This window comes from Pseudoalteromonas sp. Bsw20308, assembly GCF_000310105.2.
Taxonomy (GTDB): domain Bacteria; phylum Pseudomonadota; class Gammaproteobacteria; order Enterobacterales; family Alteromonadaceae; genus Pseudoalteromonas; species Pseudoalteromonas fuliginea.
Genome location: NZ_CP013138.1, coordinates 556,748 through 573,502, shown reverse-complemented (window position 1 = coordinate 573,502; position 16,755 = coordinate 556,748). Strand labels below are relative to the sequence as shown.

The window sequence follows — 16,755 nt, the reverse complement described above, 5'->3', positions numbered from 1 at the left end:
ACGTTAAATAGACCCCATATATAAGCAGATTGGTATAAGATAATCACCCTTTCAATAAAAAGCCGATATTACATAGTAATATCGGCTTTTTATTGAAAAATCACAGCTACATGATTTTTAGTTACAAAAAAACCGCGTATAAAACGCGGCTTTTAAATGCTTTTTAATTACAGACCAGCACGGTCTTTAATTACAGCAATAAGTGGTGAACCAGCATGGTTACCTTCAGCCCAAGCGATATCTGCGCCATCAGCTAATGAACTTTTTGAAAGGTTTTTAACAATGTATTCACCAGTACCTACTGCGTTGCTTGCAACTGCATGGCGTAATAAGTTATTACCATTACATTGTATTGCATCGTAGATATTACGAATTTTTACACGAGAACTTTTAAGTTTACTACGTAAACGGTTTTTATCGTCCGCTGCTATATACTCGCAAATAGATACAGCTAATTGATCTTCAGCGTTTGCAGGCGCTACATACGAAAATGAACCTACTGCAATAGCAGTAACAATAACTAGCTTTGGTAATTTAAACATGAAAAACCCTTTATGGTACTTTTTACCTATGTTGATTGGTTAATATTGTACCAACACACGTAGATTTTCGCAATAATGTTATTGAATTTTATATAAAGTTACGAATTTATAACTAGATTTGTTTTTATTATCAGGCTGCATACTTAACTCTTCTTTAAGCTCCCATTTAGCTATTTTTTGATAATCTGGGAATTGTGTATCGCCTTCTACATCTAAATCTATAAACGTTAAATATAAGCGCTCTGCACGCTCTAAAAACTGCTGATAAATATTTCCACCACCAATGATCATTACTTCTTCAGCGTCAGAAACTAAATTCAATGCAGCCTCTGGTGTTGCTACCGTTTCAATTCCATCAGCTTGATACCCAAGATTACGAGTAATAATAATATTACGTCGCCCAGGCAAAGGACGTCCGATAGATTCAAAAGTTTTACGACCCATAATTACAGGCTTACCTGTAGTCACTTTTTTAAAATGCTGAAGATCTGCAGGTAAATGCCATGGCATTTTATTATCTAGGCCAATTACACGGTTATTTGCCATTGCTGCAATCATTGAAATTATCATATTAAATACCTAGTACTTTATTTTTAAACAAAGAAAAAGGAGCATAAGCTCCTTTTTATAAATTCTATTTAATTAGCGCTCGTAGACAACTTCTACGTCGTAATCATCTTCATCCCAGTCGTCCCAATCATCATCATTGCCTTTACCTTTAGTGGCTTTTTCATGATAGGTATCCCACTTGAATTCAATCTCTTCATCTTCAACCTGTACAAACTTCTCTTTAGGCATGCTATCGAGCAGTGTCATTATGTTGTGAATTAAAGGTTGAGTATTGAGTTTATTAATCGCTGAAATGTGATAAATATTTTCAGTTTCGCCCAGTTCTTCTGCAATAGCTTCACATAACGCTTTTGCTTCGTCCTCTGGTAATAAATCTATTTTATTAAAAACTAACCAACGTGGCTTTTCAGCTAATTTAGGGCTGTATTGATGTAACTCGTTAATAATCGAGAATGCATTATCAACAGGGTTTGAACCATCTACCGGCATTACATCGATAATGTGTAATAACACACGACAACGCTCTAAATGCTTCAAGAAGCGGATGCCTAAGCCTGCACCATCAGATGCACCTTCAATTAAGCCTGGTATGTCAGCTATTACAAATGATTTATTCGCTTCTGGACGCACTACACCCAAATTAGGAATAAGCGTTGTAAACGGGTAATCAGCTACTTTAGGCCTTGCTGCTGATACACTACGGATAAACGTAGATTTACCTGCGTTAGGAAGCCCTAGTAAGCCTACATCCGCTAATAGTAGCAACTCTAATTTTAAATTACGTACTTCGCCTTCAGTACCCAAGGTTTTTTGACGAGGTGCTCGGTTAGTACTTGATTTAAAACGTGCATTCCCCAAGCCGTGGAAACCACCTTTTGCAACCAAAATACGTTGACCATGTTGCGTTAAATCACCAAGTCCCTCTTGGGTATCAACATCCATGATACGTGTGCCTACAGGCACCATAACAAATAAGTCATCGGCTTTTCGGCCTGTACAGTTACGGCTACGACCGTTAGTACCACGTTCAGCTCTATGGAAACGCTCAAACTGATAATCAATGAGGGTATTTAAGTTTTCATCAGCTTGTAGATAAACACTACCACCGTCTCCACCGTCACCGCCGTCTGGTCCACCATCTGGAACATATTTTTCACGACGGAAAGACACGATGCCGCTGCCACCGTCTCCAGCTTCTGCGCGAATTTCTACTTCATCTACAAACTTCATGATTACTCACTTTAGGGATTGGCTTGTTAATTTAACTATTATATACCGAAGCCAAGCTGATTGCAGGCTTGGCTTGGGTATATATTTTTTTCTTAAAACAAAAAACCCCGCAAAGGCGGGGTTTTTTAACTACCTTACTGATTACTCAGTTACGATAGTTACGTATTTACGGTTTAAAGGACCTTTCTGTTCAAACTGAACTTTACCATCTGCTTTTGCGAAGATAGTGTGGTCTTTACCGATACCTACGTTTGTACCAGGGTGGAAACGAGTTCCACGCTGACGAACAATGATGCTACCCGCTAGAACTGATTCGCCACCAAAACGCTTAACACCTAGGCGTTTGCTTTCTGAATCGCGACCGTTACGAGTACTACCAGCTGCTTTTTTATGTGCCATTTCTAAGTACCTCTAATTAAGCGCTAATGCTAGTGATTTTAACTTCAGTGAACCATTGACGATGGCCCATTTGCTTACGAGAATGCTTACGGCGTCTAAATTTAACAACCTTAATCTTCTCACCGCGACCATGTGAAACAACCTCAGCTGTTATCTTGCCACCGTTTACGAACGGTACACCGATCTCGATTTTCTCACCATCAGCAACTAAAAGTACTGAATCAAATTCTACTGCCGCACCAGTTTCAACGTCTAATTTTTCAAGACGAATCGTTTGACCTTCAGTCACACGATGCTGTTTACCACCACTTTGGAAAACCGCGTACATAATTAACTCCGTCTGTGCACCCTCAAATCGGTGCAACTAAAATATTCTTCGATAGGGCGCGAAGTTTACGCTAACGCGAAATAACTAGCAAGCCTATTTTGTAATTAAAATGAATAAAAAGTAGCTGCATTGAGAGTAATTCAATATTTCCCCCAGTTTATATTAATTGACCCTTTTGCCAAGTGCTTTTTAGCTGTTAAGCGAAATAAGTTAATGCGCTTAAATAGAGCTCTCGCTGTATAATATCTAAGCGCGACTCAGACTGCATGTTGGTTATCTATTAATCAGTTATCTCAACCAATTAAGCTCTTATTCAGTACTTTAATAGTGTTTTTTCAATCAATCGTCACAAAATATCGAGCTAGTGCATTTTTTGTTGTACAATCTGCGCCGTTCACACATAAAAATTGGCTCGGAGATCAATGGATATAAAAGCTATCCAGGCGTTAATCGAAAGCGATATGAATGACGTCAATCAACTTATACATGCGCAAATGCGCTCAGATGTGGCGTTAGTTAATCAGCTTGGTTTATATATAGTTAGCAGTGGCGGCAAACGTGTTCGTCCAATGCTCGCAATTTTAGCAGCCAAGGCGCTCGGTTATCAGGGTAAAGATCACATAACACTTGCAACAATTGTTGAGTTTATCCATACAGCAACGCTATTGCATGATGATGTTGTAGATGAATCAAACTTACGACGTGGCACGCCTACAGCAAATGCTGAATTTGGTAATGCTGCTAGCGTATTAGTTGGTGACTTTATTTACACTCGCTCATTTCAGCTTATGGTTGGCCTTGGAAAAATGCAGATTATGCAAGTACTTGCCGATGCAACAAACATTATTGCTGAAGGTGAAGTATTGCAGCTGATGAACTGCAATGACCCAGATACGACTGAAGCCAGCTATATGCAGGTTATTTACTCTAAAACGGCTAAATTATTTGAAGCAGCGACAGGCCTTGCTGCCATTATTACTGAGCAAGACCAAGCGACACTCGACGCATTAAACTTATACGGTATGCATTTAGGCACCGCGTTTCAGTTAGTGGATGATGTACTCGATTACAATGCGGATGCTGAGCAGCTAGGTAAAAACATTGGCGATGATTTAGCTGAAGGCAAACCAACCCTTCCGCTTATTTATGCTATGCAACATGGTAGCGAGCAGCAAACGCAACTTATTCGTGATGCAATAGAGCACAGTAATGGTATGGAGCATTTAGAAGAAATTTTAACTGCACTAAAACAAACTAATGCGCTTGAGTTTACAATGCAAAAAGCAGAGTTTGAGGCCGAAAAAGCCATTGCCTGTTTAGACTTTTTAGCTGAGTCTGACTATAAGCAAGCACTTATAAGCCTTGCCCGTATTGCGGTTGACCGCGACCACTAGTTTTAACTAGTTACACAGTGTGACATTAATTCTGAGCAATAAAAAAGCCTGCAAATGCAGGCTTTTTTGTTGCTTAAACCGGCTATTACGCCATGAAATCAACACCTTCTTTGATGTCTTTTTTCAGAGTTTCAAGCATGTCATTTTTTGCTTTTGTTTCAAATGCGCTTAGTTCGCCGTAAGAAAGAATTTCTTCTACGCCGTTTTTACCTAAACGTACTGGATGTGCAAAGTACTCTGCATCGCCATTTTCAACAGCAACGTAAGCGTAATCTACAACTTCTTCACCTTGTAGGCCTTTAACTAAAGACATACAAAAACGCGCTGCAGCAGCACCCATAGATAGCGTAGCTGAACCACCGCCTGCTTTAGCATTTACAACTTCAGTACCCGCATTTTGGATACGTGGAGTAAGTGCAGCAACTTCTTCATCTGTAAAAGAAACACCTTCAACTTGAGAAAGTAGAGGCAGAATCGTTGTGCCTGAGTGACCACCAATTACTGGTACTTTTACAGTTGCTACGTCTACGCCTTTAAGTTCAGCAACAAATGCTTCTGAACGAATAACGTCAAGCGTAGTAATACCGAATACGCGTTTAGCGTCGTAAGTACCTGCTTTTTTGAATACTTCAGCAACAATTGGAACTGTGCCGTTTACTGGGTTAGTAATAATACCTACTAACGCTTTAGGACAGCTGGCAACAATGCCTTCTGCTAACGTTTTGATGATGCCAGCATTTACATTGAATAAATCAGCACGATCCATACCTGGTTTACGTGGCATACCCGCTGGGATAAGAACGATGTCAGAACCTTCAAGCGCTTTATTTAAATCGTCTGCGCCAAAGCCTGCTACTTTAACATCTGTTGGGATGTGAGAAAGGTCAACCGCAACACCTGGTACTACTGGTGCAACATCATAAAGTGATAATTCAGAGCCAGCTGGTAAGCCTGTTTTTAATAATAAAGACAACGCTTGGCCGATACCGCCTGCAGCACCTAATACAGCAACTTTCATTGGAATTCTCCGTCATTTGAGGTAGGAAATATTTGTGGCTCTTAAGATAATGAAATTAGCGACTAAAAACAAATTTATCCTGTCTATTTCAAGTATATTTTCGACCATAGTCGTAAACTTTTGTGATTTAACGCATCAAACTGGCAAGTTAACTAAACAACTGCTGCATAATTATTCATTATTGTGTAGAATTTGCAGCATAAATAACAAAAATGAATAAAGACTATGCAACCACAAGATAAACAAGAAGCACTGGTAAAAGCATTTAAATCGCTTTTAAAAGAAGAAAACTTTGGCTCTCAAGGCGAAATAGTTGATGCGTTAAAAGAGCAAGGCTTTGACAATATAAGCCAAAGTAAAGTATCACGCATGTTAAGTAAGTTTGGCGCTGTACGCACACGTAATGCCAAGCAAGAAATGGTTTACTGCTTACCTGCTGAAATGGGTGTACCTACGGCTAAAAGCCCATTACGCCAATTAGTAATCGACATTATGCACAACGAAATGATGATCATCATTCGTACCAGCCCAGGTGCGGCTCAGCTTATTGCACGTTTATTAGATTCATTAGGTAAAGCAGATGGCGTACTAGGAACTATTGCCGGCGATGACACTATTTTTATCGCCCCGGCTAAAATATCTGAAATAGACGTGACACTTGAACGCGTTCGCATTTTATTTGATACGGTTTGATTATTAATCGTAATTAAATCTGTTTTAAAAATCCGACCGAAGGTGCAAAAAAAGCAGAACCCATATCGGCTTGAGTAAAATCAAGCCAGTGGTCGTAACAATCACCTTCGCCTAAACGGCTTTTAAGTATTTTTTCGAACGCGGTTCCTGTACATGCACATGTAATTGATAACATTCCCTGCTCATACACATCGCCATAAGGCATGCTTTGATTTAATAGTAGCGGTTGCCCGTCTTCGTCTTTTAGTTCACTACGCGAAGCATGGCTGGTTTCGATCGCGGGGGTAATTAGTGTGTTATCAAGGCGCGTACGACCCATTATTTGCTCTTGCTCACTTAATGATAAATGCTGCCACACAGTTAAGTCATGCTTATAACGTTGTACATGAATATAACTTCCTTGATCTTCAAAGCTACCCGGTTTATTTATTAGTGCCGTCGCACGCTTTTTTCTACCATGAGCAGAATCGCCACCATAAATAAAGCCATTAAAGTCTCGTCCATCTAAAAAGCGAAAATTACGAACCTGCTCTACCAGCTCTACATCAGGAGCAAATAACTTTAATACTTGCAGGGCAAATAAATGGTTAACGTCTTCACGGTCAGAGCGAATTTGCACAAACAAATCACACGGTTGCACGCTCATTTGGTGATCGCTGTGATTTATATTAGGAAAGCTCTGTAATTCGCTTGGAATGTACTCAGGAAGGATATGTGGCCAATATTGCGCACCAATAGCGACCATACAAGAGAGCATTGATTCTGAAAACTGATCGCTAAATTCTTCTTCAATAGCGCTTACTTGCTTTAGTTTTACGCGTAACGATTCATCTTGACCATCAAACACATTAAAAAATAAGTGCAAACCGTGTAAGTTTGCTTCAGCACAAATCCCTGATTGCGCTTGCGCCATTGTTATTCCTTAGTTTTATAGATAAAAACACAGCGAATAACAAATTAATTATGATTCGAAAAAGTTCACCGTGTGAGGTTTTATTTTTATTATAACCTGCTCATTTTTTGCAAATGATTGGTCATATTGTGCAGCAACTTCAACTTCTTGCTCAGCAATAACGACTGTGTAAACATACGCTGAACCAATAAAGCGACTACTTAATATTGTAGCTCGTTCACAGTGTCTGTCACATAGATTATCACTTACCAATTCAATCTGGTGAGGACGAACATATATTTTCCCTACACTCGCTCTATGCTCATGTCCAATATATGATTTAACTAAGCCAAACGGTGTATTATATTCAGTTGTCGTTAATACTTCTGCCTCTAAGTATATGCCTTGACCCAGAAACTCTGCAACCTCCTTTGAGCTTGGGGCTGCAAAAAGCTGTTCTGGCGTGCCTTGTTGCGCAATTTTACCGCGATGCATAATGGCAAGTGTATCGGAAAAGGCAAATGCCTCTTCTTTTGAGTGCGTAACAAATACAGCAGAGACTTGTGTTGCCTTAATAATTCGACGTATATCGGCGATTAGTTCAAAGCGTACTTGTGTATCAATGTTTGAAAAAGGCTCATCAAGCAATAACAAACTAGGTTTATAAGCTAATGCGCGAGCAATCGCTACGCGTTGCTGCTGACCACCCGATAACTGATGAGGAAATCTATCGGCACAGCCAATTAAATGCACAAGCTTAAGCATTTCATCAACACGTTGCTGCTTTTGGGCTTTACTCATTTCACTAAGCCCAAATGCGATATTATTTGCCACCGTTAAATGCGGAAACAATGCATAATCTTGAAACATCATGCCGATGTTACGATGCTCAGGTGAGACAAATGATTGCTCATTACTCACTAATTTACCGTCTATAAAAATAGACCCTTGCTTGGCTTCAATTAAACCTGCAATGGCTTTTAATGTGGTTGTTTTACCGCAACCACTTGCACCGAGCAGACAAACAATTTCATCTTTGCCCACTGTTAAATCTAAATCATGAATAACCTTTGTACCGTTATAGCGATAGCTCACGCCTTGTAAAATTAAACTACTCATTTAACTACGTTGCTCCATAGAACGATTAATAAAATACAAAGGAATAAACCCGACAATAACAATAAATAATGCCGAAATTGAAGCAAGCTCTAACTGCTCGTCACTCACATACTGAAATACATGAGTTGCTAAGCTTTCAAAATTAAACGGTCTGAGCAATAACGCCGCAGGTAGCTCTTTCATGCACTCAATAAACACCAGTAATGCCGCCGTAAGTAGTCCACGGCGTAATAAAGGTAGATGTATTAAACGCAATGTTTGCCCTTGGCTTTTACCCATTGATTGACTTGCCATATCGAGTGATGGGCTAATGCGTAAAAAACTCGATTCTATCGCTCCGTGTGCGATGGCATAAAACCTAACAATGTAAGCAATAATAATAGTAAGAATACTGCCTGTAAGCAGTAAACCTATATCTAAATTATATGGTTCGAGCGCTTCATTGATGGTGTTTTCTAATAATGTAAGTGGTAATAAAACAGCAATAGCGAGCACTGTACCAGGCAATGCATAGCCCGTACTGGCTAAACGCCCAGGAATAAGCGGATACGTTTGCTTTGCAACACGCTGATAAAAAACCACAAAAATACTCAACGTAATGGTTATTACACTCACTATCCCTGCTACTTTTAAACTTTGCCAAGCATAGCTAAAAAACTCAATGTTCCACGCTTTATCAAAGTAGGTAATTGCGTAGTTTACGAGTACTGCAATGGGAATTAAAAAAGCGATAAGTAGAATAAAGCCACAAAATGCAGTTGCTAGCCAAGCCGACTTTCCTTTTAATACATAGAGAGATTCGCTATTTACACTTGATTGGCGCTCAAATACCGCTTGGTTACGGCGGCTAAAGCGTTCTGCCATTAATGCCAAAAATAAAAGTAAGAGCATTACACCCGATATTTTAGCGGCCGCTGTAAGCGAATAATAACCAAACCATGTGTCATATACGGCGGTCGTTAATGTGCTCACGGCAAAATAGCTGACGGTTGCAAAGTCAGCCATAGTTTCCATACTAATGAGTGCAAGAGCCGCAACAATTGCGCCGCGAGAGAGCACCAAACTTACTTTAAAAAAACTTTGTTTAGGAGATAGCCCCATTAATTGACTAGCTTGTACTAATTTGAATGACTGTTCGCGAAGGGCTGTTTTAAAAATTAAAAATAAATACGGGTAAAGTACCAAGGCAATCATAACGATAGCGCCAGGTAGTGTACGTATATCAAAAAACCAATAGTCACTAGGTGATTGCCAGCCAAACCATTTTCTAAGTGCTATTTGCACAGGGCCCGCATAGTCTAATAAATCAGTGTATACATAGGCAATAATATAGGTAGGCATAGCAAGGGGCAGCATAAGTGCCCATTCAAACTGCTTTTTACCAGGAAAACTACAGTAAGCAGTAAGCCAACCGAGTGGCAGCGCAATAGCACAGCTAAGCACACAAACGCCTAAAACCAGCAACACAGTATTAGTAATGTAATCCCAAAGCACTGTATCCCAAAGATGAGAAAACACCTCAGAGTTACCTTGCAGAGATTCAAAAAGAAGAAAAAACAACGGGGCCGACAGAATCAAACCCGTCGACCACGCAAAGAGCTGCCATTTAGACAGCTTAAATTTATAAGTCATTAAAGATCGAACTTCACCTCATCAATCAGCTTAAGCGCTAACGGACGATATTTACTGATCTCATCGAGTGGCAAGCTGTCTTCCTTAAAGCTCCCCCAAGACGCAACCAAACTGGATAATTGCACACCTGGCTTAACTGGATACTCCATATTTAGTGAGGCATACATGTTTTGTGCTTTATTGTCGGTCATATACTCTATGAGTTTCAAGGCATTTTCAGGATTTTTAGCGAACTTAGTAATAACCGCACCCGATACATTTATGTGCGAGCCACGATTAATTTGGTTCGGGAAATTAATATTTACCGCTTCCGCCCAACCTTTTTGTTCTTTATCTTGCAACATTTTTCCAAGGTAATAACTATTACCTAACGCTAAATTGCACAAACCTTCTTTAACAGCTTTAACTTGAGCACGGTCGTTACCTTGGGGTTTGCGCGCTAAATTAGCTTTGACGCCTTCAAGCCATGTTTTAGTATCAGCCTTACCATGGTGAGCTATCATTGATGCAACAAGCCCCAAATTATAAGGATGCTTACCCGAACGAGTGCAAATTTGACCTTTATATTTAGGATCAGCCAACTCTTCATAAGTTAGGTTTGGTAACGCACCTACTCGCTCTTTTGATGAATAAACATTACGCACACGCTTTGTTAGCGCAACCCACTGGCCTTCGCCATCACGAAATGCTGCAGGCACATTATTATTTACGCTGTCACTTTTAATAGTTTGCGTTAACTTTAAATCTTCTAATTGAATAAGTGCACTAAAGTTAGAAGTTAGTACTAAGTCGGCTTTGCTATGTTTTCCCTCGCGCTTAACACGTTCAATTAATCCTTTTTTAGCAAAAACAACATTCGTTTGGATGCCGGTTTGTTTTGTAAAATCATCCAAAATTGGCTGTATTAAAAACGGTTGGCGAAAAGAGTAAATATTAACGACGTCGTTTGCAAAGGCTGGCGCCGATACTATTAATCCTAAAGTGATAGCGAGTGTCTTCATTATTCCACCTAAATAATAATTATTATCAAATAATTCTACCGTGAACAGTTAAAAAGTGCACACCTTAAATAGCTGTAAGTAGGTAAAAGGTGTCTAAAACAGAAATGTCATGTAAGACATCTCTCACGGATGTGACAGCTAATGAGTAAAAAGCAACATATAAAACAAGCATTAATTAAATAACCAATTGAAAATAAAGAATTAATAAACTTTAGCTATTGCATAAATACTAATTAAATATAGTTTCAGCCCTATTTAAGTTGCTCCATTCACCTACAATTTACTCATCAACCAAGCAGTGATGCTTATCGATTAAATACAAGCAAATTATTTATTCGACCAACCAATGATTAGGTTACCAAGGAAATACGGATTTTAGGACAGGCTCAGGATGAGTAACACAATGGAATGTTGTAAAAATGGATAGCATCAGGAAGGTGCGAAAGGGATAACAACAAGGGTTTTAGTTGTTTGACAGGATGTTTAAGGAATAGATGGACAGGCCTTTTAGGCAACACAATGGATTGATTAATACACGGATGCACTAGGAAGTGCAATGGAAGGATTTGGTAATAGTATTTACCTTACAGGATGTTCAGGAATTAAAGGAGACAGGCCCGGATAGCCTAGATTACATAGAACTAAAAAGTAATATTGTAATAACATGGATTAGTAAAAATTGGAGTTGATTAAGTTCAATTGCAGGATGCAGAAAATTAGAAGATTCCGCAAGCGCGCCTAGAGATAGAGCGCGCTTTTCTTTGCATAGGTAATTAAGTCAAACATATTAATAATAGAGGAAATAGCAATCTCATCAGCTTCAGAGCACAACTTATATGAAGGAACATAAATAGTTTATGAATATAAATTTTAAATCGAGTAAAAACGTCTCCACACTTAATAGCCCAGTAAATAGCACAGCAGAGTATATTTGTATTTTTACGGCTCCTGCCCCAAAAGAAAATCCTTATTCTGCTTTGTTTAATCCAGAAGGATACGATTTTTCTAACATGTCTATGAGTGAGTTTAAAACGATACTCAACATTATTATTCAATTAGAAAGTGATATAAGAACAACCCAGAGAGGTGAAACCGCCCGTGATGACGAATTTAGTTATCAATTAAATAAGCTAGCAAATGCAATAGGCCGCACAAATTTTAATGGTAAAGTTAATATTAATAAGTATTTTTTAAAAAGAGTAGAAGAAGCAAAAAAAATGGAAAGCAGTGACTTCCATTCATTTAGTCAAGTGCATACAAGTATGAATCAACTATATGAAACAGTTGTAAAGTTAACATCTGAAGAAAATTTTACAGCACTTCAAAATAAAGCGATAGCTTACTTAGAATACACGAGCAAACAATCGGCTTAAGTTAGCTCTGATCAGATTCAGGCCTGCCTTTATTACGTTTACCTAATAAATACGCATCGCGAAACTTTATAAAATGTTGCTCAAGCTTTGTTGATGCATCCATTTCGCCAGCAAGGGCTAACACCATAATAGCCACTTCAGCAGTGCCTAGTTGATGCGCATGAGGGGCTACACGTAATCGGTAATCAGATAGTTTATCAGCAGTAACAGAAAGCACTGGTAGGTTATCTAAATAGGGACTTTTACGAATCATTTTCTTTGCTTCTCGCCACGTACCATCTAAAAATATAAATAGCGGCTTTTTACCTAATTCAATACTCACTTCGGTAATAGCTCTGCCCTCTTCTACATCTTCAGCGGGAAACACGACCATTGGCTGATACTGCGAATCATTTATTAAAGCTAAAAGCGCTGGGTTAGGATCTGTTCTGTCCCATCTAAAAGCGTGATTATCAGGTACTATTTCAGCAATTAAACGCCCTGTATTAGAAGGTTTAAAGCTTTCATTATGGTACATCAATAAACAGACCGCAGCCGTGCAATCAGCCTGTTCAACACCTTTACAAATACAGTAGTGCTTAGCTATTAAGCATTGCTCACAGCGATCTAATTTACCACCTCGAGCATTAAACTCTCGACGGGATTCACTTATTTGTTGAGCGCGTAATGCCAAAACTGAGTTTTTCACTGTATTTACCTTCAATTAATTAAGCGCGCATTGTAACGACTTCTTGTTATTTAATCTTATATTTATAGCCATACCAACCTGCATAAATCTTTGATCAATTTAACGAATTAAATTGCACTATAACTTCGTTAAAATTTTTTTATTTAGAACAACTAGATACAAAAAATTTTGCCTAGTTCTAGCGTAATTTTCTTAACGTTAAATAGACCCCATATATAAGCAGATTGGTATCATTGAATTAATTCAACATCTCTCAAATTAAAAATCAGACATAAAAAAACCCAACCTAAGTTGGGTTTTTCAAACAAATGCTAAAGAGTTAAATTACTTCTTTTTAACTGCTTTTTTGTTTGGTAGGTCAGTGATCGAACCTTCAAAAATTTCAGCTGCAAGGCCGATTGATTCGTTCAATGTTGGGTGAGCATGAATTGTAAGCGCTAAGTCTTCACCATCAGCACCCATTTCAATACCTAAACCGATTTCGCCAAGCATTTCGCCCGCGTTAATACCGATCATAGCACCACCGATTATACGGCCACTTTCTTTATCAAAGATAAGTTTAGTAGAACCTTCAGTACGAGCAGATGCAATTGCACGACCAGATGCTGCCCACGGGAATACCGCTGTTTCAACTTTTAAGCCTTGCTCTTTTGCTTCTTTCTCAGTAACACCTACCCAAGCGATTTCTGGGTCAGTATACGCTATTGAAGGAATACATTTAGGGTCGAAGAAATGCTTCTGACCAGAAATAACTTCTGCAGCAACATGACCTTCATGAACCGCTTTATGCGCAAGCATAGGCTGGCCAACTAAGTCACCAATTGCAAAAATATGGCTTACATTAGTACGTAATTGCTTATCAACATTAATAAAGCCACGCTCATCAACGTTTACGCCCGCTTTTTCAGCATCAAGTAAGTTACCGTTTGGAGTACGGCCAACTGCAACAAGTACTTTGTCGTAACGTACTGGTTCTGCTGGTGCGTTTTTACCTTCAAATGTTACGTATAAGCCGTCTTCTTTAGCTTCAACACCAACAACTTTAGTTGAAAGCATTACGTTGAATTTTTTGCTTACGTATTTTTGGTAAATTTTGATAATGTCTTTATCAGCTGCTGGTACTAATTGATCAGCAAATTCTACAACATCAATTGCAGAACCTAGCGCACGGTATACCGTACCCATTTCAAGACCGATAATACCACCACCCAATACAAGTAGCTTTTCTGGTACATCTTTAAGCTCTAGCGCGCCAGTTGAATCAATTACGCGGTCATCTTGTGGGATGAAAGGTAAGTTAACTGGTTTAGAACCGGCTGCAATAATCGCGTTATCAAACGTGATAGTTGTAGCGCCGTCTGCGCCTTCAACTACTAAAGTATTGCTGCCCGTGAATTTGCCGTATCCAGATACAACTTTCACTTTACGCATTTTGGCCATACCTTCTAGTCCACCAGTTAACTGGCCAACTACAGAATCTTTCCAAGTACGAACTTGGTCAAGATCGATTTTTGGTGCGCCAAAAGTAACACCGTGAGATGACATTTCAGCTGCGTCATCAATCACTTTAGCTACGTGTAAAAGTGCTTTAGAAGGAATACAACCAACATTAAGACATACGCCACCTAATGTTTCGCGAGATTCTACTAATGTAACTTCTAAGCCCAAGTCAGCAGCACGGAAAGCCGCAGAATAACCACCAGGACCACCGCCTAGTACAACAACTTGAGTTTTTAATTCGTTGCTCATGCTTTTACCTTAATTGTTTGAACGGGACACTGCCCTAAAATTTAACTGCCATGTTTCTGCAAGGCAGAAAGAGTGAGCAGCGCACAAAGTGATGCAATTCGTACAAAGATTGTATCATTGCAAATGGTAAAAATCCCAGCTAAAAACAACTGGCTGGGATTTGATTCTATTTATTTTATTGCGTATACCAATTTTTCTAAACTGGTTACATCACCAACTGGCGAATATCGCTCATGTAACTTGCAAGAGTCACAGTAAAGCGTGCAGCTAATGCTCCGTCAATAACCCTATGGTCGTATGACATAGAAAGTGGAACCATTAGTTTAGGTTCAAACTCTTTACCATTCCATTTAGGTTTCATTTCAGATTTAGATACACCTAAAATAGCAACCTCTGGCGCATTAACAATCGGCGTAAATGCCGTACCGCCAATACCGCCAAGGCTAGAGATAGTAAAACAGCCACCTTGCATATCAGACGATGTAAGCTTGCCGTCACGGGCTTTAACAGATACTTCCATTAGTTCACGTGATAATTCAATAATGCCTTTTTTATCAACATCTTTAAACACTGGCACTACTAAACCATTTGGCGTATCAACAGCAACACCAATGTTAATGTACTTCTTAAGAATTAAACTTTCGCCATCGTTAGACAGTGAAGAGTTAAATGTTGGGAAGTCTGCAAGTGCTTTAGCAGCTGCTTTCATTACAAACACAAGTGGCGTGATTTTAACACCCAGCTTTTTCTTCTCGCTAAGTGCATTTTGCTCTTTACGAAATACTTCAAGACTGGTGATATCAGCTTCGTCAAACTGTGTAACGTGTGGGATTTGTACCCAGTTACGGTGTAAGTTTTTGCCTGATAGCTTTTGAATGCGAGATAGTTTTTTCTCTTCAATTTCACCAAACTTAGCAAAATCTACTTTAGGCCATGGAATTAGACCAAGCTCGCTGCCACCAGCATTACTACCTGCTGATAATTGACCAGATTCAACTTGCTTAACCAGTGTTTTAACATAGTTTTGCACGTCTTCTTTAACCACACGGTTTTTACGACCAGTGCCTTTAACGTTAGCTAGGTTAATACCAAACTCACGCGCTAAACGGCGAACAACAGGTGATGCATGAGCATACGCGCTGTTTTCTGTGAAGCTTTCATTACTTGCTTTTGCAGTTGCTGCTTGAGCGGGAGCCGACTCAGTTTTAGCCGCTGCTGCAGGTGCTGATTTTTCAACTGGTGCAGATGCTGCTACTGGCGCGCTGCCTGCAACTTCAAATACAAAAATTAATGAGCCAGTCGATACTTTATCGCCAGCGGCTACTTTAATTTCTTTAACTGTACCTGCAAATGGAGCTGGTACTTCCATTGCAGCTTTGTCGCCTTCAACGTTTAAGATTGATTGATCTTCTGAAACCTCATCGCCAACTGCAACCATAATTTCAGTTACTTCAACTTCATCGCCACCAATATCAGGTACATTAACTTCTTTAGTACTTGGTGCTGCGTTTGCTGTTGAGCTAACTGCTGGCGCTTCTACAGGAGCCGACTCTTTAGCCGGTGCTGCAGATTCACTTCCTGCTACTTCAAAAACAAACACTAACGAGCCTGTTTTAACTGTATCGCCAGCGGCTACTTTAATTTCTTTAACCGTTCCAGCAAATGGTGCTGGCACTTCCATTGCAGCCTTGTCGCCTTCAACGTTTAAGATAGATTGCTCTTCTTCAACGGTGTCGCCAACAGCAACCATGATTTCAGTTACTTCAACTTCGTCATCGCCAATATCTGGTACGGTTACTTCTTTAGTCGAAGAACCTGTAGAAGCAGCAGGTGCTGCCTCTTCAGATTTAGCTGGAGCAGCGGCTGATGCATTAGTCGAGCCAGTGCCTTCACTCTCGCCTTCAAACAAAAATACTAAAGAGCCAGTTGTAACGGTGTCGCCAACGTTCACTTTAATCTCTTTCACTGTACCCGCTTGCGAAGCAGGTATTTCCATTGATGCTTTGTCGCCTTCAACATTTAATAGTGATTGGTCCACATCTACTTTGTCGCCAACGCTTACTAATATTTCGGTTACTTCTACTTCGTCGTCACCAATATCAGGTACTTTAATTTCAATACTCATTG

At 39.5% G+C, this 16,755-nt stretch carries 16 protein-coding genes; 3 read left to right on the top strand and 13 right to left on the bottom strand.

Going from position 1 to position 16,755, the window contains the following annotated elements:
* Nucleotides 1-167: 167 nt before the first annotated feature.
* The 5 genes from D172_RS02430 to rplU all read right to left on the bottom strand — a co-directional run bounded on the left by D172_RS02430 (nucleotide 168) and on the right by rplU (nucleotide 3,069).
* Nucleotides 168-542, bottom strand: coding sequence for a DUF3718 domain-containing protein (locus D172_RS02430; protein ID WP_007378736.1), 375 nt, complete (start codon nucleotides 540-542; stop codon nucleotides 168-170).
* A 78-nt stretch (nucleotides 543-620) separates the two neighbouring features.
* Nucleotides 621-1,112 carry a type 3 dihydrofolate reductase gene (gene folA, locus D172_RS02425; RefSeq protein WP_007378735.1) on the bottom strand — a complete coding sequence of 164 codons (492 nt, stop codon included), beginning with the start codon at nucleotides 1,110-1,112 and terminating at the stop codon, nucleotides 621-623.
* Between the two features lie 72 nt (nucleotides 1,113-1,184).
* Nucleotides 1,185-2,342 carry an Obg family GTPase CgtA gene (gene cgtA / locus D172_RS02420; RefSeq protein ID WP_007378734.1) on the bottom strand — a complete coding sequence of 386 codons (1,158 nt, stop codon included), beginning with the start codon at nucleotides 2,340-2,342 and terminating at the stop codon, nucleotides 1,185-1,187.
* A gap of 141 nt (nucleotides 2,343-2,483) precedes the next feature.
* Nucleotides 2,484-2,741 (bottom strand): 50S ribosomal protein L27, encoded by a 258-nt coding sequence (rpmA, locus tag D172_RS02415; protein ID WP_002957747.1) that lies wholly within the window; start codon nucleotides 2,739-2,741, stop codon nucleotides 2,484-2,486.
* 16 nt (nucleotides 2,742-2,757) lie between these two features.
* Nucleotides 2,758-3,069, bottom strand: coding sequence for a 50S ribosomal protein L21 (gene rplU / locus D172_RS02410; protein WP_002957748.1), 312 nt, complete (start codon nucleotides 3,067-3,069; stop codon nucleotides 2,758-2,760).
* A gap of 422 nt (nucleotides 3,070-3,491) precedes the next feature.
* Between rplU and ispB the strand changes: the two genes are divergently transcribed.
* Nucleotides 3,492-4,463, top strand: coding sequence for an octaprenyl diphosphate synthase (gene ispB / locus D172_RS02405; RefSeq protein WP_007378733.1), 972 nt, complete (start codon nucleotides 3,492-3,494; stop codon nucleotides 4,461-4,463).
* Between the two features lie 85 nt (nucleotides 4,464-4,548).
* Here the strand turns inward: ispB and mdh are convergent, their stop codons facing one another.
* Nucleotides 4,549-5,481 carry a malate dehydrogenase gene (gene mdh / locus D172_RS02400; protein ID WP_002957751.1) on the bottom strand — a complete coding sequence of 311 codons (933 nt, stop codon included), beginning with the start codon at nucleotides 5,479-5,481 and terminating at the stop codon, nucleotides 4,549-4,551.
* 225 nt (nucleotides 5,482-5,706) lie between these two features.
* Between mdh and argR the strand changes: the two genes are divergently transcribed.
* Nucleotides 5,707-6,174 (top strand): transcriptional regulator ArgR, encoded by a 468-nt coding sequence (gene argR / locus D172_RS02395; protein WP_006794541.1) that lies wholly within the window; start codon nucleotides 5,707-5,709, stop codon nucleotides 6,172-6,174.
* A gap of 13 nt (nucleotides 6,175-6,187) precedes the next feature.
* On the opposite strand, the gene D172_RS02390 is transcribed toward argR, so the two are convergent.
* From D172_RS02390 to D172_RS02375, 4 genes are read right to left on the bottom strand one after another with little or no spacing between them, the layout of a single operon-like run.
* The gene (locus D172_RS02390; protein ID WP_007378732.1) at nucleotides 6,188-7,087 is read right to left on the bottom strand and encodes a Dyp-type peroxidase; all 900 of its coding nucleotides are present in this window, start codon (nucleotides 7,085-7,087) and stop codon (nucleotides 6,188-6,190) included.
* A gap of 48 nt (nucleotides 7,088-7,135) precedes the next feature.
* Entirely contained in the window at nucleotides 7,136-8,185 is a 1,050-nt protein-coding gene (locus D172_RS02385; protein WP_007378731.1) for an ABC transporter ATP-binding protein, read from the bottom strand.
* Complete coding sequence (locus D172_RS02380) at nucleotides 8,186-9,817, bottom strand: ABC transporter permease (RefSeq protein ID WP_033023849.1); 1,632 nt, start codon at nucleotides 9,815-9,817, stop codon at nucleotides 8,186-8,188.
* Nucleotides 9,817-10,821 (bottom strand): extracellular solute-binding protein, encoded by a 1,005-nt coding sequence (locus D172_RS02375; RefSeq protein ID WP_033015947.1) that lies wholly within the window; start codon nucleotides 10,819-10,821, stop codon nucleotides 9,817-9,819. Before D172_RS02375 ends, D172_RS02380 begins: the two co-directional genes overlap by 1 nt.
* 854 nt (nucleotides 10,822-11,675) lie before the next feature.
* Here D172_RS02375 and D172_RS02370 point away from each other — a divergent pair.
* Nucleotides 11,676-12,191 (top strand): hypothetical protein, encoded by a 516-nt coding sequence (locus tag D172_RS02370; RefSeq protein ID WP_007378728.1) that lies wholly within the window; start codon nucleotides 11,676-11,678, stop codon nucleotides 12,189-12,191.
* 1 nt (nucleotide 12,192) lies between these two features.
* Here D172_RS02370 and D172_RS02365 read toward each other — a convergent pair whose 3' ends face one another.
* The 3 genes from D172_RS02365 to aceF all read right to left on the bottom strand — a co-directional run bounded on the left by D172_RS02365 (nucleotide 12,193) and on the right by aceF (nucleotide 16,753).
* Nucleotides 12,193-12,879, bottom strand: a complete 687-nt coding sequence (locus tag D172_RS02365) for a tRNA-uridine aminocarboxypropyltransferase (protein ID WP_007378727.1) — start codon at nucleotides 12,877-12,879, stop codon at nucleotides 12,193-12,195.
* 324 nt (nucleotides 12,880-13,203) lie between these two features.
* The gene (gene lpdA / locus D172_RS02360) at nucleotides 13,204-14,628 is read right to left on the bottom strand and encodes a dihydrolipoyl dehydrogenase (RefSeq protein WP_007378726.1); all 1,425 of its coding nucleotides are present in this window, start codon (nucleotides 14,626-14,628) and stop codon (nucleotides 13,204-13,206) included.
* 205 nt (nucleotides 14,629-14,833) lie between these two features.
* Nucleotides 14,834-16,753: a pyruvate dehydrogenase complex dihydrolipoyllysine-residue acetyltransferase gene (gene aceF, locus D172_RS02355; RefSeq protein WP_058230524.1), complete on the bottom strand. Its 1,920-nt coding sequence runs from the start codon at nucleotides 16,751-16,753 to the stop codon at nucleotides 14,834-14,836.
* Nucleotides 16,754-16,755: the final 2 nt, after the last annotated feature.